15 protein-coding genes are annotated in these 17,473 nt (G+C 64.2%); 12 read left to right on the top strand and 3 right to left on the bottom strand.

Annotated elements, in window-relative coordinates; translation table 11 throughout:
* Positions 1-82 precede the first annotated feature (82 nt).
* From AQZ49_RS21040 to AQZ49_RS21005, 8 genes are all read left to right on the top strand, one after another.
* Complete coding sequence (locus tag AQZ49_RS21040) at positions 83-1,216, top strand: NAD(P) transhydrogenase subunit alpha (RefSeq protein ID WP_067620779.1); 1,134 nt, start codon at positions 83-85, stop codon at positions 1,214-1,216.
* A gap of 19 nt (positions 1,217-1,235) precedes the next feature.
* Positions 1,236-1,580 (top strand): NAD(P) transhydrogenase subunit alpha part 2, encoded by a 345-nt coding sequence (locus AQZ49_RS21035; protein WP_067620776.1) that lies wholly within the window; start codon positions 1,236-1,238, stop codon positions 1,578-1,580.
* 8 nt (positions 1,581-1,588) lie between these two features.
* Complete coding sequence (locus AQZ49_RS21030) at positions 1,589-3,037, top strand: NAD(P)(+) transhydrogenase (Re/Si-specific) subunit beta (RefSeq protein ID WP_067620772.1); 1,449 nt, start codon at positions 1,589-1,591, stop codon at positions 3,035-3,037.
* 114 nt (positions 3,038-3,151) lie between these two features.
* Positions 3,152-4,825, top strand: coding sequence for a SulP family inorganic anion transporter (locus AQZ49_RS21025; RefSeq protein WP_067620769.1), 1,674 nt, complete (start codon positions 3,152-3,154; stop codon positions 4,823-4,825).
* A 129-nt stretch (positions 4,826-4,954) separates the two neighbouring features.
* Positions 4,955-5,566: a TetR/AcrR family transcriptional regulator gene (locus tag AQZ49_RS21020; RefSeq protein ID WP_067620766.1), complete on the top strand. Its 612-nt coding sequence runs from the start codon at positions 4,955-4,957 to the stop codon at positions 5,564-5,566.
* On the top strand, positions 5,559-6,257 hold the full coding sequence (locus AQZ49_RS21015) for a VC0807 family protein (RefSeq protein WP_067620763.1): 699 nt from the start codon (positions 5,559-5,561) through the stop codon (positions 6,255-6,257). Before AQZ49_RS21020 ends, AQZ49_RS21015 begins: the two co-directional genes overlap by 8 nt.
* On the top strand, positions 6,254-7,396 hold the full coding sequence (locus AQZ49_RS21010) for a DSD1 family PLP-dependent enzyme (protein ID WP_067620760.1): 1,143 nt from the start codon (positions 6,254-6,256) through the stop codon (positions 7,394-7,396). The genes AQZ49_RS21015 and AQZ49_RS21010 overlap by 4 nt, the downstream gene beginning before the upstream one ends.
* A gap of 10 nt (positions 7,397-7,406) precedes the next feature.
* A complete protein-coding gene (locus AQZ49_RS21005; RefSeq protein WP_067620757.1) occupies positions 7,407-8,585 on the top strand; it encodes an aminotransferase class V-fold PLP-dependent enzyme in 1,179 nt (392 codons plus the stop codon).
* Here AQZ49_RS21005 and AQZ49_RS21000 read toward each other — a convergent pair.
* Positions 8,580-9,251 carry a GntR family transcriptional regulator gene (locus AQZ49_RS21000; RefSeq protein WP_231739362.1) on the bottom strand — a complete coding sequence of 224 codons (672 nt, stop codon included), beginning with the start codon at positions 9,249-9,251 and terminating at the stop codon, positions 8,580-8,582. The two genes, AQZ49_RS21005 and AQZ49_RS21000, sit on opposite strands and share 6 nt — an antisense overlap.
* A 144-nt stretch (positions 9,252-9,395) precedes the next feature.
* Here AQZ49_RS21000 and AQZ49_RS20995 point away from each other — a divergent pair, with 144 nt between their 5' ends.
* Positions 9,396-10,565 (top strand): acyl-CoA dehydrogenase family protein, encoded by a 1,170-nt coding sequence (locus tag AQZ49_RS20995; protein WP_067620754.1) that lies wholly within the window; start codon positions 9,396-9,398, stop codon positions 10,563-10,565.
* A 27-nt stretch (positions 10,566-10,592) separates the two neighbouring features.
* Here AQZ49_RS20995 and AQZ49_RS20990 read toward each other — a convergent pair whose 3' ends face one another.
* On the bottom strand, positions 10,593-12,566 hold the full coding sequence (locus AQZ49_RS20990) for a M1 family metallopeptidase (protein WP_067620750.1): 1,974 nt from the start codon (positions 12,564-12,566) through the stop codon (positions 10,593-10,595).
* Between the two features lie 130 nt (positions 12,567-12,696).
* On the bottom strand, positions 12,697-14,949 hold the full coding sequence (locus AQZ49_RS20985; protein ID WP_067620747.1) for a TonB-dependent receptor: 2,253 nt from the start codon (positions 14,947-14,949) through the stop codon (positions 12,697-12,699).
* Positions 14,950-15,319: 370 nt separating this feature from the next.
* On the opposite strand from AQZ49_RS20985, the gene AQZ49_RS20980 reads away from it, so the two are divergent.
* From AQZ49_RS20980 to AQZ49_RS20970, 3 genes are read left to right on the top strand one after another with little or no spacing between them, the layout of a single operon-like run.
* Positions 15,320-15,709 carry a hypothetical protein gene (locus AQZ49_RS20980; protein ID WP_067620744.1) on the top strand — a complete coding sequence of 130 codons (390 nt, stop codon included), beginning with the start codon at positions 15,320-15,322 and terminating at the stop codon, positions 15,707-15,709.
* Between the two features lie 10 nt (positions 15,710-15,719).
* Positions 15,720-16,295, top strand: coding sequence for a hypothetical protein (locus AQZ49_RS20975; protein WP_067620741.1), 576 nt, complete (start codon positions 15,720-15,722; stop codon positions 16,293-16,295).
* A gap of 1 nt (position 16,296) precedes the next feature.
* A complete protein-coding gene (locus AQZ49_RS20970) occupies positions 16,297-17,472 on the top strand; it encodes an efflux RND transporter periplasmic adaptor subunit (protein ID WP_231739361.1) in 1,176 nt (391 codons plus the stop codon).
* Position 17,473: the final 1 nt, after the last annotated feature.

Genomic DNA, 17,473 nt, shown 5'->3' with positions numbered 1-17,473 from the left:
ACACGAAAAAGCACCCGCATGATCCGATGACAGGGGCGCCCCAGGGCGCCCCCGCGCTTTGCTCGAAACCAGGACACAAGCCATGTACGTCAACGTCGCGGTGCTGCGCGAGACACAGCCGCATGAACGGCGCGTCGCGCTGATCCCCTCGGTCATCCCCAAGCTGATCAAGCTGGGCGCGCGGCTGCACATGCAGGCCGGAGCCGGACTGGGCATCCGGCTGCCCGATGCCGCGTTCAACGATGTCGCGATCAGCGCCGACCGGTTGGCCATGGTGCGCAGCGCCGATGTGGTGCTGGCGGTGCAGCCGCCCGCGCTCGAGGTGATCGACGCCATGCAGCCCGGTGCGATCCTGATCAGTTTCATCTATGCCGCCAACCAGCCGGACCTGGTCAAGCACCTGCTGGCGCGGCGGATCACCTGTTTTGCGATGGAACGCGTGCCGCGCATTTCGCGCGCACAGTCGATGGATGCCCTGTCGAGCCAATCGGCCCTGGCGGGATATTACGCCGTTGCGCTGGGGATGACCCACATGACCGGCGTCCTGCCCAAGATTACCTCGGCCGCAGGCGTGATCGGCCCGGCCAAAGTGCTGGTGATGGGGCTTGGCGTTGCCGGGCTCGAAGCGATTGCCACCGCGCAGCGGCTTGGCGCGGTGGTCGAAGGCTATGACGTGCGCCCCGCCACGCGCGAGCAGGCGCTGTCGCTGGGGGCCAGCTTTGTCGATACCGGCGTCGATGCCACCGGCAAGGGCGGCTATGCCCGCGCGCTGACCAGCGAAGAACAGGTCAAAGTCGATGCCGCGCTGACCCGCCATATCCAGGCCAGCGACCTGATCATCACCACCGCCGCGATCCCCGGCAAGCCCTCGCCCAAACTGATCAGCGCGGCGCAAGTCGCCGGGATGAAAGCGGGCGCGGTGATTGTCGACTTGTCCGCCGAAGGCGGCGGCAATTGCGTCGATACCGTGCCGGGCCAGACCACTGTGGTTGGCGCGGTGACCATCGTCGCCCCGCTCAATGTGCCATCGTTGCTCGGGCGCGATGCGAGCGAACTCTATGCCAAAAATCAGGTCGCACTGCTTGCGCTGATGCTGGCCGACAATGTCATCACGATCGACTGGACCGACGAAGTGATCGCCCGGACCGCCCTGACCCACGATGGCAAGCTGTGTGACGACGCGCCGGTGAAAAAGCCTGCGGCCACCGCCGCCTGACCACGAACGGAACACCAAGATGTCTTTCGCCATCATCATGACCGGGTTTGTCGCGCTGTATATCTTTGTTCTGGCGGGTTTCGCCGGGTGGGTGATCATCGGCAACGTGCCCGCGATCCTGCACACGCCGTTGATGTCGGGATCGAATTTCGTCCACGGCATCGTCGTGGTCGGCGGGCTTTACGCGCTGTTCAATGCGGTGACGCCGCAGGAACAGACGATCGGATTTTTCGCCGTGCTGCTGGGCGCGGGCAACGCCGCCGGCGGCTATGCCGTGACCGACCGCATGCTCGCAATGTTCAAGTCCAGCGACGCCAAACCGGCTCACCACCGAGCCTCGGTCCATACCATCAAGAAAGGCTGAGGGCTGCCATGCTCGTCACCATCTCGCAAATCGTCATCGGCACCGCCGACCTGGCCGCCGCCTTCCTGTTCCTGTTCGGACTGCAACGGATGTCTTCGCCCGCCACCGCGCCATCGGGCATCCGCGTCGCGGGGCTGGGCATGGTGGCCGCCGTGCTGGCCAGCTTTTTCTATCTGGCCTCGGTCAGTCCTGCCGCGCAGCCGCATGTGATGGTCAATCTGGCGCTGGCCCTGGTCGCGCTGGCGATTGGCGGCGCGGGGGCATGGTTTGTCGGGCGCAGGGTCACGATGACGGCCATGCCGCAGATGGTCGCGATCTATAACGGCATGGGCGGCGGTGCGGCGGGTTCGATCGCGGCGGTCGAACTGTTCGGCGGGCACACCCAGGGCGCGACCCAATTGGTGGTGACATTGTTGGGCGGATTGATCGGCGCAATTTCGCTGTCGGGGTCGGTGATCGCCTGGGCAAAGCTTGACGGCGTGCTCAAAGTGCCGTTGCGCGTGCGCGGCCAGCAATATGTCAATGGAGCGGTGTTCCTTGCGGCCATCGCGGTCGCCGGGCTGGTCGTCGCCTCGGTGCTGGGTGTCGATGGCCTGCTGTTGACAACGCCGCAATGGATCTGGGTGTTCTTTGCCTGTGCGCTGCTGTTCGGCGTGTTGATGACATTGCCGATCGGCGGTGCCGACATGCCGGTGGTGATCTCGATCTACAATGCGTTCACCGGGCTGGCGGTCGGTCTCGAAGGCTTTGTGCTGCAAAACCCGGCGCTGATGATCGCGGGCATGGTGGTCGGCGCGGCCGGTCTGCTGCTGACGATGATCATGGCCAAGGCGATGAACCGATCGATTGCCAATGTGCTGTTCACCAATTTCGGCACCGTGGCCAAAGCCAGGCCCGGCGCCATCACGGGCACCGAACGAGCGACCGACGCGTCCGACGCGGCGATCAAGATGCGCTATGCCGGCAAGGTCATCATCGTGCCCGGCTATGGGCTGGCGGCAGCGCATGCACAGCAAAAGCTGTTTGAATTCGTCAAGCTGCTGGTGGCGGCAAAGGTGATGGTCAGGTTCGCGATCCACCCGGTCGCGGGCCGCATGCCGGGCCAGATGGACGTGCTGCTGGCCGAGGCGGGCGTGCCCTATGACATGATTTTCCAGCTCGACGACATCAACGACGATTTCGCCGGCACCGACGTGGCGCTGGTGATCGGCGCCAACGACGTGGTCAACCCCGCCGCGCGCAGCGACAAGGCATCGCCGATCTATGGCATGCCGATACTCAATGCCGACAAGGCGGCCCAAGTCTACGTGATCAAGCGTGGCCAGGGCAAAGGCTATTCGGGCATCGTCAACGCGCTGTTCTACGCCCCCAATTGCAACATGGTCTATGGCGATGCCCAAGCCGTGCTGGTGCAGATGATCGAGGCCATTCGCGGCCTTGGTGCCGCCGCCGCCTGAACACGCCGCGAAAAATCGAACCGATCACCAGAAAACTGCCCGTCCTGACCATACCGGGACCTTGAACGCGGTCGCGCTGCGTTCCATGGAACGGAGTCGGGAGTACGCTGGTCGATGCCATTTACGCTGTTCAAGGGAGCACGGCCCCGCGATGGGCAACGCGGGGCCGTGCGCGATGTTCTGGCCGGGGTCACGCTCGCGTCGATGAATATTCCCCAATTGCTGGGTTACGCGCGCATTGCCGGGATGCCTTTGACGACCGGACTGTACACCGCCCTGCTGGCACCGCTGGCCTTTGCCGCATTGGGGGCATCACGAAATCTGGTGGTCGCAGCGGATTCGGGCACGGCGGCCATTCTGGCCGGTTCCCTGGGTCGCATGGCCGACGTGGGCAGTCCGCAATATGCATCGCTGGCGGCAACGACTGCGCTGCTGACGGGGGGTATGTTGCTGGTCGCCTGGTTGTTCAGGCTTGGATTTCTGGCGGATTTCCTGTCGCGCACGGTGCTGGTCGGTTTTCTTGCCGGGGTTGGCGTGCAGGTGGCAATTGCCATGCTGGGCGATATGCTGGGGATCGCGGTTACCGCCCACGGGACCCTTCAGCAGGTCGCGCAGATCGCCACGGGCCTGGCTCATGCGGGCGGCCCCACGATGGTGATTTCTGCCGCAGTGGTGGCCGCCATTGTTGGCGGGCGCCAGATCGCCCCGACCATTCCTGTGTCGATGCTGCTGGTCGCGGGCGCGATCCTGGCCTGTCGCACCTGGCATCCCGGCACTTTCGGGGTGGCAACGCTCGGGACGGTGCCCGGCGGACTGCCGACCTTCGGCGTGACGTTGCCCGGCTGGAGCCAGACGCTGCAACTCATTCCGGTGGCAGGTTCATGCTTTGTCGTGATCATTGCGCAGAGCGCCGCCACCGCCCGGGCCGCCGCCGCGCGTTACCAGGATCGCACCGATCTCGACGCCGATATTCTGGGTCTGGCGTTTGCCAATGGTGCTGCCGCGCTCAGCGGCGCGTTTGTCGTCAATGGCAGCCCGACCCAGACCGCCATGGCCGAACAGGCCGGCGCGCGCAGCCAGCTTGCGCAGATCGTCTTTTCGGCATGCGTGCTCGCGGTGCTGCTCGCGTTGACGGGCCCCCTGCAATACTTGCCCCGCTGTGTCCTGGCCGCGATCGTGTTCACCATCGCCATCAGGATGATCGACATCGCCACCTTGCGCGCGATCCGGCCCGAAAGCCCGGGTGAATTCAATCTGGCGCTGGTCACTGCCGTGGCGGTCGCGGTGGTCGGGGTCGAACAGGGCGTGCTGCTGGCGCTCGCCCTCTCGCTGTTCCGCCATGTCCGCCAAAGTTACCGACCACACACCGAGGTGTTGCAGCACGATGCGGTGCAAGGCTGGATTACAGTTCCGGCGACACCCGGTAATGAAACCGCACCGGGCCTCATTCTCTATCGCTTTGGCGCCGACTTGTTCTTTGCCAATGCCACCCGCTTTGCCGACGAAGTGCGCGCGCTGGTCGATGGCGCCGCCCATCCCGTCCGCTGGCTGATCATCGAGGCCGATGCGACCACCAATCTCGATTATACCGCGGCCCGGGTTGTCGTTGCGCTGATCGAAGACCTGGCCCAGCGCAAAGTCGACATTGCCTTTGCGCGCGTCAGCGCCTCGCTACGCGCGGATCTGGACCGCCACCATGTTACCGAAGCCGTCGGCGCAGACAGGATCTTTGCCACCAGGCACAAGGCGCTGACGGCGATCCGGGGGTCGGAGACACCTGCTACGTAACCCCACCGATCGTGCAGGGCGTTTCGACCTGATCACCACTTTCGCCGGTATTCGACCCCATCGCGCTGCGATCGGGGCCTGTTGCAAATGCCCTTGCATGAAACAGTCGTTACATGTAACGACTGTTTCATGGATATGCCCGCCGACCGCCGCACCGAATTGCTGGACAAGATTGTTGCCGCCCTGTTGACCAGCGGTGTGGGCGACCTGTCGCTGCGCCCGCTGGCCGAACGCGTGGACAGCAGCGCAAGGCTGCTGATCTATCACTTCGAATCCAAGGAAAACCTGATCACCGCAGCGCTGGCCACGGTGCGCAGTCGCATTCAGACTTCGCTGGCCGAACAGAGCCGTCGCGAACGGCCCCAAAGCTTGCGCGCGTTGCTGATGATGGTTTGGGAATGGGCAACGGATGCAACCTACCAGCCCTATTTCCGGCTGCTGTTCGAAGTCGATGGCCTGGCCATGTTCGATCGGATCAGCCTGTCGGACGCGGTCAAGCAAGCCGGTAGCGCCACCTGGATCACCCGCATCGAACAGGCCGCGGCCACGTTGCCGATCGACGGCGCAGTGTTCGCCGCCCATTCGACCCTGATCCAGGGTGCCTTTGCCGGGTTGTTGCAGGAATTCCTGTCGACCGGGGACCGCGAACGGACCACTGCGGCGCTTGTCGCCCTGATCGATCTGGTCGCAGCGAGCGCGCCCGCGCAATCTCGCAAACCGCAGGACCTGACCCATGACTGACCGATCGCAATCCTCTCGCTGGCGCACGATCACCGGGCATGTCGCCACGCGGGCGCTGTTCAAAAGCGTGCTGATCAACATGGCCGCGCCTGCCGTGCTGTACAAACTGGCCGTGCCGCACTTCGCGGCCAACAGCCTGCTGCCGCTGGCCATCTCGGGCGTGCCGCCAATCCTGTGGCTGGGCTATGGCGTGATCAGGCTGCGCGCAGTCGATTTTCTGGGCTTGTTCGCGGCCGAAAACGTGGCTGTCAGCATGACCGCGCTGGTGCTGGCCCACACCGAGCGCGAGGCGCTGGTCGGTCGGGCCATGCAGAATGTCGTGCTCGCCGCACTGTTCCTTGGCTCGCTGGCCTTTGCCAGACCGCTGATGTTCCACATGTCGCGTCAGCTTTCGACAGGCAACGACCCTGCGGGGCGAGAGGCATTCGACCTCGCCGCCTCGCAACCTGATGCCATGGCCGCGTACCGGGTGCTGACCTGGGGCTGGATCGTCGCGCTGCTGATCAAGGCGGCCGGCGGCTATCTGCTGGCCGCACATCTGTCGACCAGGGGCTTCCTGATCGGTTCCCCCTTATGGGATCTGATCAGCGATAGCGTGCTGGTCACCTGGACGGTCGCCTATGGCCGCGCCAGACTGGGTCCGCCGAACGACCGCGCGCAAGCGACCACACCACAAGAGGCAGCACCATGACCGACGAAGAGCTTCATGGCCATCTGGTCAACCAGCAGGGATCGCGACAAAGCCTGAACACCCCGGCGCTGGTCATCGAACTCGACGCGCTGACGCGCAATATCGCCCTTATGGCCGAATTCGCGCGCGGCCACGGCCTGCACTTGCGCCCCCATGCCAAGACCCACAAGAGCGCCGAGATCGCGCGGCTGCAGATTGCGGCGGGCGCCATCGGGATCTGCTGCGCCAAACTGGGCGAAGCCGAAGCGTTGGCCGACAACGGCGTGGCGCATGGGCTGCACATCACTTCGCCGGTGGTATCCGCCCCGGCCATCGCGCGGCTGATCGCGCTGAATGCGCGCACCGAGGGGCTGATGTGCGTGGCCGACAATCCCGCCAATGTCGCAGCGCTGGGCGCGGCGGCAGATGACGCCCGGCCGCTGCGCGTGATTATCGACATCGACCCGGGCATGCGACGCACCGGCGTCGGCACGCCAGAGGCGGCAGTCGCGCTGTTCGACGCCATTCGTGCGCAAACCGGCCTGCGCTACGCGGGTATCCAGTGCTATTGCGGCGCCCAGCAGCACATCGAGGATTTTGCCGAGCGCCGCCAGACCATGCTGGACCGCGCCGCCTTTGTCCGCACCGTGATCGCGGCGCTGACCGACGCGGGCGGGCAACCGGACATCGTCACCGGTGGCGGCACCGGCACCCATCGCATCGATGTCGAACTGGACCTGTTCACCGAACTGCAAGTCGGGTCTTATGTATTCATGGACGGCCAGTATCTTGCCTGCGACCTGACCGGCGACGGCACACCGGTGCCGTTCGAGACTGCGCTGATGATCGACGCCCGCGTAGTGAGCGCCAACACGCCGGGCCTTGCCACCATCGATGCGGGGCTGAAGGCGTTCGCCACCGACGCCGACGCGCCGCTCATCCTGGCCGGTGCGCCGCAGGGGACAAGCTACCGGTTCACCGGCGACGAACATGGCATGGTGATCCTGCCCGATAGAGGCACGCTGCCCCTGGCGCACCGGGTCACGCTCGGCGCACCGCACTGCGATCCGACGGTCAATCTGTATGACACCTACCACGTGGTGCAGGGCGACACCTTGCGGGCGCTCTGGCCGGTGACCGCTCGCGGTCGGTCCCGCTGAAGGGCCCGCAATGGACCTGCAACAGGTTTGGGCCGACACCCCGGCAGCGCGAGACCGATGCTTTCTGCACAGCGCCGGGTCATCGCTGATGCCAGCCCCGGTGTTCGAGGCGATGCTCGAATACTTGCGGCTGGAACAGCGTGTCGGCGGTTACGCGGCGGCAGAACGGGAACAGCATCGCCTCGACGCCGTCTATGACAGCCTGGCCGCGCTGCTCAACGCCGACCGCGACGAGATTGCGCTGGTCGAGAACGCCACAGTGGGGTGGCAGATGGCGTTCTACGCCTTCGACTGGCAGCCGGGCGACCGGATTGTCACCGGGCAATCCGAATATGCCGCCAACTACGTGGCCTTTCTGCAGGTGGCGCAGCGCTATGGCGTGGTGATCGACGTCGCCCCCAACGATGCCTTCGGGGCGATCGATCCGGACGCTCTGCGCGCCATGATCAAGGCGCGGACGCGTCTGATCGCGATCACCTGGATACCCACCAACGGCGGCCTGACCAATCCGGCGGCGGCGATCGGCAAAGTCGCCCGCCAAGCCGGAATTCCGTACCTGGTGGACGCGTGCCAGGCAGTCGGACAAATGCCGATCGACGTGGCTGCGCTGGGTTGCGACATGCTGACCGGTTCCGGCCGCAAGTTCCTGCGCGGACCGCGTGGAACCGGCTTTCTCTACGTGCGGCGCGGCCTGCTGCAGCACCTTGAGCCGGCGATGATCGACCACTTTGCAGCCCCCTGGACATCGAAGGGCGGCTATACGCTGCGCCCGGATGCGCGCCGGTTCGAAACCTGGGAGAACAATTATGCGGCCCGCCTTGGTCTGGGTGCGGCGGTCGACTATGCTCGCGCGATCGGCCTCGACGCGATCGAAACACGGTGCCGTATGCTGGCGCATCGTCTGCGCGAGAGGTTGCGGACGCTGGGCAACGTCACTGTGCTCGACCTGGGTCGCGATCCATGCGCCATCGTCAGCTTCATCATCCGCGACTATCCCGTCGCCGCCGCGCTGGCCGACACCGCAGCGGCTGGGATCGTGATCGGCGCCTCGCCACCTGCAAGCACGCGGCTCGATTCCGATGCACGCGGACTGGGCTATATTCTTCGCGCGTCGCCGCACTATTTCAACAGCGACGCCGATGTCGATCGGCTGATCGATTTCTGCGCGGGCAGCCGACGGGCGCTATGACGGTGGTGCTGTCGTTCCGTCCTTCAGGACCGCGCGGTCCGGCGCAGCGGCATGCATCTGTTCGATCGCGGTGCGCACATGCTCGACATGCGTACGCGCGGCGACTTCGGCGCCAGCGACATCGCCACGCGTCACCGCATCCATGATCGCGCGATAGTCGGCCAGCCTGATCCCGCGCAGCCTGCGGCTCTGATACTGGGCATAGATGATATGCATGCTGACGGCGGGATAGAGCCGTTGCAGTTCGCGGTTGGCCCCGATGCGCAACAACACGCGATAGAAATGGCGGCGCGCCCGGCTGAACATGCCCGGTTCGTCGATCAGGTCGGCCTGCGCCAGTGCATCAAGCGTGGTTGCGATCAGATCGGCGTGCTGCACCGGGTCATAGCCACGCGCGGCGGCCTGCGCCGCAAGCGCCGTCATGGCGCTGGCCACCGCCAGGATTTCGTGGGTTTCGGCCAGGTCCAGCCGCCGAATGGTGGGCGACCGGTTGCGGCTGAGATCGACCACGCCGCGCGCGGCCAAGTGCTGCATCGCCTCGCGCACCGCGTTCCGGCCAACGCCATACTGTGCGGCCAGGCTGGTTTCGGCCAGGATCTGGCCGGGGACCAGGCGCCCCTCTTCCAGATCGCGCATGATACCGCGAAACACGCGGGCCGAAGACATTTCAGGGTCCCCCGCCGGGGATGACGGCATCGCGCACATGGCAACGGCTATGCGCGTTTGCGCCCGCCGCATCAAGTTCCGCTTTATTGTTCCACAATCTTGTTCCATAATGTGGCACAGCCTGCCCCAGCCGAGGAACCCGAGATGACCGAACGCGCCCATGCCATTGCCAATCGCGTCGAGCGTTTCGTTCGCGAGGTGGTCATTCCTTATGAGCGCGACCCTCGTATCGCGGTGCACGGCCATGGTCCGCCCGATGATCTGGTGCAGGAAATGCGGGCCAGGGCGCGCGACGCGGGCGTGCTGACCCCGCATGTGCTGCCCGATGGCAGCCACCTGACCCAGCGCGAAACGGCGATCGTGTTGATCAGATCGGGCCTGTCGCCGCTGGGCCCGCTGGCGGTCAACACGATGGCCCCGGACGAGGGCAACATGTACCTGCTCGGCAAAGTCGGATCGCCTGAACTGAAGCAGCGCTTTCTGGCGCCGATGCTGGCCGGCGAAGCACGATCGGCATTTTTCATGACCGAACCGGCGCTCGATGGCGGGGCGGGATCGGACCCGTCGATGATGCTGACGACCGCCATACCCGATGGCAACCATTGGCTGATCAACGGCCAAAAGGCCTTCATCACCGGCGCGCAGGGTGCAAAAGTCGGTATCGTCATGGCCAGATCGGCCCAAGGCGCCTGCATGTTCGTGGTCGACTTGCCCGATCCGGCGATCCGCATCGACCGCGTGCTCGACACCATCGACAGTTCGATGCCCGGCGGCCATGCGGTGATCACTATCGACAATCTGCGCGTGCCGTCAGACCAGATGCTGGGCGAAAGCGGCGAAGGCTTCACTTATGCGCAGATCCGTCTGTCCCCTGCCCGCCTGTCGCATTGCATGCGCTGGCTGGGCGGGTGCATCCGCGCCAACGAGATCGCCACCGATTATGCCTGCCGGCGCAAGGCGTTTGGCAAGCTGCTGGTCGATCATGAAGGTGTCGGATTCATGCTGGCCGACAACCTGATCGATATCCAGCAATGCCAGTTGATGATCGACTGGTGCGCGGGCGTGCTCGACACCGGCTCGCTGGGGACCGCCGAAAGCTCGATGGCCAAAGTCGCGGTCAGCGAGGCGCTGATGCGGATCGCCGATCGCTGTGTTCAGGTGATGGGCGGCATGGGGGTTTCAGGCGACACGGTCGTCGAACAGATCTTTCGCGAAGTGCGCGCATTCCGCATCTATGATGGCCCCACCGAAGTCCACAAATGGAGCCTCGCCAAGAAAGTGAAGCGCGACTGGCTGAAAATCCATCCCGCCTAAGCTCAAGAGCAGGGCCCGATCCGGGCATCACCTCGCTTGGTCAGACGGACTGGTCCAAACGTTGTTGGTGCGGTCGCGATCGGGAATTTTGTGGTCCGGGTCGATCTCGGCACGGACGATCTTGCCCGAACCGGGGATGGCGACGCCGGTTTTGCCCTGACGGATCCAGGTTTCTGCCGGCAGCCGCATGTCGACGACTTTGCCGTCGGAATAGGTGATCCGCAACGTTGCCGGCAGTAGCAGTTTGTCGAGCGACGCAACCTGGACCACTGCCGCATGCGCCGGGTTTGCGCTGCCCTGATCGACCCCGACAATGGCGAGATCGAGTTGCCAGGTGTTGGCGTACCAGCCACGCCACCACCATGACAGGTCCTCGCCCGCCTCGCTTTCCATCGCGCGGAAAAAATCGGCGGGCTTGGGGTGCCGGAACGCCCAGTCTGCGATGAAGTGGCGAAATGCCGGATCGAAACGCGCCGGACCGAGGATCTGTTCGCGCAGCAGGACCAGCCCCAGCGCGGATTTGAAATAGGTCACCGGGTGTCGATACGCTTCGGTCACCGTGTCGGATCGGCTCAGGATTGGCGGCGCGTCCTTGTCCGCCAGCAGTGGCAGGATCGCATCGACCGGATTGCCCCCGGCCTCTGCAAATTCGGAATCGCGCTTGGGCGCGTATTCGCCATGGTTGAAATCGTCGGACTGGTAGACGTCGATGAACGTGTTGAAACCTTCATCCATCCACGCATTGCGCCGTTCGTCGAAACCCACGATCATGGGAAACCAGCCGTGCCCGATTTCATGCGCGGTAATCCAGAACAGCGTCTTGCCCGCATCATCGGGCCCGTCGAAGATGATGCCGGGATATTCCATCCCGCTGGTCGGCCCGGCCACATTGATCGCATTGGGCCAGGGATAGGAAAACCAGCGCGCGGAGAAACGCTCGACGGAATCCTTGAGATATTCGGTCGAGCGCCCCCATTTGTCGGCCCCCTGGCTTTCCGCGGGATAGACCGATTGGGCGAGCGCGGTCTTGCCGTCAGGCAGGTTGATCCGGGCAGCGTCCCAAACGAAGCCGCTCGACGCGGAAAAGGCGACGTCGCGCGTGTTTTCCATGCGGAAGTGCCATGTCGCAACGCCGCCGGTCTTGGCGTGCGCCTGCTGTTCGGCAACCTCGGCCGGCGAGCGGATCATTACGGTCGCATCGCTGGTCCGCGCCCTGGCAAGCCGTTCCTGTTCGACCGTGGATAACACGTCCGCCGGGTTCACCAGCGCGCCCGAGCCCGCAACAAGCATGTTCGAGGGCACGGTGATCCAATAGTCGAAATTGCCGTATTCGAGGTAGAATTCCTGGGCCAGATAGGGCGCGGTGTCCCAGCCACGGATATCGTCATAGACCGCCATGCGGGGATACCACTGGGCAATGTCGTATATTTCGGCGTCGCGCGACCGGCCCCAGGATGTGCGTCCACCGAATGCGCCGGGCACGGTGTAATGATAGCGCAAGGTAACCGTCGCCTTGCCTCCGGGCGCGAGCGGTTTCGGCAGAGCCAATTGCGCGCGGGTGTCGGTCACCAGCGGGATTGCCGAAACCGGCTTGCCGGCCGGATCCAGGAACGCGACCGAATCAAGCGTCATCCCGTCGGTGGTCCCGGTCGGACGGCTGCCGCCGTTGGCCAGCCGACCGCGTGAATTCGGCGCATAGAGGTTCTGATCGAGTTGCAGCCACAGCACGGCAAGGGTGTCCGGACTGTTGTTGGTATAAGTGATCGTCGTGGTGCCGCTGATCGTCTGGGTTGCGGTGTCGAGCGTCGCGTGGATCTCGTAATCGGCGCGATTTTGCCAATAGTCCGGCCCGGGACGCCCGCTGCCGCTGCGATAGCGATTGACCGGTTGGCCCATGTCGAAGGGGGCAAAAGTCTCACGCGGCTGATAGCTTTGGCCATGAGCGACAGCCGTCACCATCAGCGTCGCGCACCCGGCAAGCAGCAGACCGACCCGTTTCATTGCGTTCTCCACGATACACTATATCCGGGTCTATCGGCCGCCGCCGCAGGTCGCAAGCCGCGATTGCCGCCTCGTGCAGCGGCCCATCACCCGGACAACCGATCGGTTGCCGGGGTGATGAACGGTGTCGTCAGAACGTCTTGGTTACCCCGAAAAACAGCCCGCGCCGGGGACCATAGGATGGTGCGCCGACACCCACGCCGGTGCCGTCGCGGATCTCGTAGATCTTGTCGAACAGGTTCTGGACCACGACCCGCATGTCCACTCCGCTCGCCGCGAACGTGTGTCCGACCGACATGTTGACGGTGGCATAGTGCGGCAAATGCGCACCATTGGGGATGTTGGTGCCATCGGCCAGCGTCAGATCGCTGCGCAGCCCCGAACCATAGACCATGTCGGCACTCGCGTGCGTGCCATCCAGCGGACCCGAATGCCAGTTGTACGCCAGCCCGCCCGAACCGGTCCAGGTCTGGTCGTGGTCGAGATAGATATAGTGCGTGTTGATATAGTTCAGGTCAGCCTGCGAAAAATTGTACTGGTTGGAATCGATCTGGGTCCCCTGCCCCTTCTGCGCGGCAAAGTTGCCATAGGCGCTGAACCCGCCCGTGCGGTAGCTGGCGGTCAGTTCGGCGCCCATCAGGCGGCCCTTGGCATAGTTGAACGGTGTCAGGATGATCGGGGCACCAAACTGGCCTTCATCGACCAGGTGCGTATCGCGCCGCAAATAGGCATCCAGACCAAGGGTCAGACCTTTGACGATGACCTGCTGAATGCCGACATCCCAGTAATTCTCACGCTGGGCATAGGCCGGATCATCGGTGCGCACATTGGGCGAAACCGTGGTGCCGGCGACCTGGGCAATATTGCTGCTCGCCACCAGTTCGAACGGTGACGGCGCGAAATAGCGTGCATAGCCGGTGTGGATCGTGGTGCCCGATGGCGGCGTCCAGACCAGATTGATGCGCGGGCTCAACTGCCGCTCGTTGCGAGCAGAATCGTTTTCATCGAAGCGCAGGCCATAGTTGACCACCAGGTATTCTGCCGGATGCCATTCGTCCTGCACATAGGCGCTGTACGTCCGCTGGCTGACGTCGGTGACATAGACCAGCGATTCGATCTGGCCCGGCGTCCCGTTGGCCACGATCGGGCCTTGTTGCCAGCCCAGATTGGCCTGGGGCTGCGGTTGGGTGGGATCATAAGGATAGTACGTGTCGCCAGTGGTCTGAAAGACGTTGGTGTTGGCGATGCTTTTCGACTGGTCATGTTCGAACAGCACCCCGAACCGCAGCGTATTGTGGTCACCCAATTTATAGGCGCCGTCTGCCTGCCCGCCGAACACGGTGTCTTTCTTGCTGGCATATTGCGCCAGACCATTGAACAGCAATTCGCCGACATAGTCGGGCCGATAGTCGAGCGTTGCCAGGCGCGCAAAGGCCGAGACCTGGAACGAGAACGCCCCAGCGCTGTGCAACCAGCTTAGCGCGCCGAACCCGAATGTCTGCAACTGCTGCTCGTTGAGATTGGCGCTGTCAAAGCTGGTCACGCCGTTGACCGCCACCGGATTGCCGTTGAGGTCGGTCTGCGACCCGGTAATGTCGGTCGGACCGGCGGGATTGGGGATCTGGTAGTGCTGGTTGGAATAGCCGCCGGTGAATGCGATGCGGTCGCTATCGCTGATAATATGATCGATATAGCCGAAACCGCTGAACTGATTGGTGTTGTCGTGCACCGCGGTATAAGTGCTGTTGACGTTCTCGATGCCCAGATCGCTATGCTTGTAATCGCCCGACAGGAACCACGTCGTCGCGCCCGAACTGCCGGTCAACTGCACGCTTGGCTCAAGCGTGTCATGACTGCCACCATACATGCTGACCGTGGTCGTATCCTTCAATCCCGACTTGGTAGTGATGTCGAGAATGCCCGCCGTGCGCAGGCCATATTGTGCGGGCAGCGTGCCGGTGACCAGCGACATCGTGTCGATCAGGCGCGGCGACAGCGTCTGGCCAAACACCGCGATGCTTTCGGGAATGATCACCCCGTTGATGCGATATTGCACGCCGTTGTGTTCATCGCGCACGTGGAACTGGCCGAACTGGTCCTGGCTGACGCCGGGCATTTGCAGGATGATGTCCTGGATCGGCTGGTTGTCGCTGCCCGGCAGGTTCTGGATCGCCGCGCTGTCGAGCGTGTAGGTTGACGCGCCAAGGCTGGGTTTGATGCTCTCGCGTGCTTCATCGAGGCGCTTGGCGGTGACCACGATCTGCGACGGTTCGACCGACGCATCGGCCCGTGGCGGATCGGCGGGCGCAGCATCGGCGGCATGGGCCGGAACTGCGGACAAGGCCAGGGCGATGATACTGGCAGATTGGTAGAGTGTTCTCATGGTAACCCCTGAATGGTACGTTATTACGTTACATTTTCAAAACGCGGCGCGAACGCCGGGTGCGCGATCGGACCGAGGGCCTTGCCACGCCTTTGTCCAAGCCGCACGGATCCAGCCGTGCCACTCGGTTGATCCTCGACTGTTTAAACATGATATATCATTACACGTCAACCGGCATCTGGCCGCAGCCCGACAGAACCGGCAATCGCACGTCTGGCACCCTGCACCAACGCCATCGGTGATGCCCGGCGCGGCCCGGTTCGGTCGATCCACGTTCCCAAAGCGTGTGCGTATATTCCGCGCCTATCGCTCATTCCAGACAGACCATACCCCCCTGTTCGCACCCGATTGCGGGAACAGGAGACACGACATGGCCGGTCAGGCTGACACGCAGACCAATCTGAAGGACGCACTCGACCATGCGCGCAGCGCAGCGCAGGAGTTGCATGCGGCGCTGACCGATGCGGTCGCCAAGCGCGGCGGGGCGATCAGGGATGATCTGGTTGCCTTGCCGGCCAAGGCCAGAGCCATTGTTGATTCGGTAAGCCGTTCTGCCGCCGCGCAAAACGTGGTGACCAGGCAGGGCGTGGCCGAGGCTGCGACTTACCTCGAAGCCACCGCAACGCACATTGCCAAGGCCCTGCATGCCCAGGGACGTGCCGCCGAAGACGCGCTTCAACAGGCCGTGGTCGACGCCCGCGCCTCGGTTCAGTCGATCAGCGAAGCGGTTGCCGCGCGCCGGTCCAGCGCCGCGAAATAAGGAGCATTCGATGCGCAATTTTGTCGCTGTCGTGTTTGACGACAAGGATCACGCCTATCAGGGCCTGCACGCCCTGTGGCAGCTCGATTTCGCCGGAGAAATCACGGTCCATGGCACCACCGTGGTGCACCGCGACCGGCTTGGCCACATCGCGGTCGATACCAAAGCCACCCATCCGGTGTTTGCCACGGCGGTCGGCGTGGGCATAGGCGCGCTGCTGGGGGCAATTGCGGGCCCGGTGGGCGTTGCGGTTGGTATCGCGGGGGGTGCCGCGATCGGTGCAGCCACGGGGGCCGTGGTTGGCGGTGCGGTCGATCTGGACCGGTCCGACACGCGCGCCCAGGCGCAAATCGAAACCGGGGCCCTGTTGTCGCGCGGCCAGGCCGCCGTCATTGCCGATGTCAGCGAAGACTGGGAAGAGCATCTCGATCTGGGCATGCGCGAATTGGGGGGTGTGGTGCACCGCCGGTCGAGCGCCGACCTGCACCACGATGAAAATCCCGGCAACGAATTCAGCCCCGCCACCAATTACCTCTACCCCTATGCCTATGTGCCGGGTGCCTATCCCTCGCTTGCCGGCTGGTAAGGTGGTCGTTATCGCCCCGGGCCTTGCGCCGCCGTCGGCGCAAGCTTGGACGGCGCTGTTGATCGGCGTTTCACTATCGGGATGCCATGCGGCGCCAAAGGCGCCACCGCCGCCAGCCCCTCCGGCCGTCAGCATCATCACGATCGAGCCCGGACCGGTACCGCTGCAGGCCGACCTGCCGGGCCGCACCAGTCCGCTGCAAGTGTCCGATGTCCGCCCCCAGGTCAGCGGCATCATCCAGGCGCGCCTGTTTGTCGAAGGCACCAATGTGCGCGCCGGGCAAGTGCTCTATCGCATCGACCCGGCACCTTATCGCGCGCTCTATGATCAGGCACGGGCCCAATTGGCCAGCGCGCGCGCCACGCTGTTCAGCGCCCGGCTAAAGGCCGATCGCTATGCCGACATGGTCAGGATCAACGCCGTCAGCCATCAGGACGCCGACGATGCCAAAGCCGCGGCGGACACCGCATCGGCCAATGTCCAGCAACAGACCGCCGCCGTCGAAAGCGCGCGCATCAATCTGGGCTATACCCGCGTAACCGCGCCGATCGGTGGCCGGATCGGCGCATCCAGCTTTACCCAGGGCGCGCTCGTCACCAATGGCCAGGCAGGCGCGCTGACCACGATCCAGAAACTGGATCCGATCTATGTCGATGTCTCGCAGACCGCCGTCGAACTGCTGGCGCTTAAGGATGACATGACCAAGGCCGCAGGCAGGACCGGCCATCTCTCTCGCCTGGCAGTGCGGCTGCAACTTGGCGACGGGCGGATCTATCCACAGGGCGGGCACCTGCAATTCACCGACGTGACCGTCGACCAGAACACCGGCTCGGTGACCCTGCGCGCGATCTTTGCCAACCCCGGGGCGCTGCTCTTGCCCGGCATGTACGTCCGCGCACTGGTTACCGAAGGCGTCGATCCGACCGGCATCCTTGTGCCGCAAGAGGCAGTCACCCATGACGAGAAGGGCCGCCCGACCGCGCTGGTGGTGGATGGCCACGGCAACGCGCAGGCGCGCATTCTGGTTGTGGCCGGAACGGTCGGCAATCAGTGGCGCGTGACTCAGGGCTTGCTGCGCGGCGACCGTCTGATCGTGGCAGGCGGGGCCAATGCCAGACCGGGCAGCCCGGTCAGGATTGTGGCGCGACACCCTTCTCCTGCCGTGCCGACTGCATAAC

The sequence above is a fragment of the Novosphingobium sp. FSW06-99 genome (assembly GCF_001519065.1).
Lineage (GTDB): Bacteria > Pseudomonadota > Alphaproteobacteria > Sphingomonadales > Sphingomonadaceae > Novosphingobium.
Note: the sequence above shows the minus strand (reverse complement) of the source record. Positions and strands in the feature narration are given on the sequence as shown.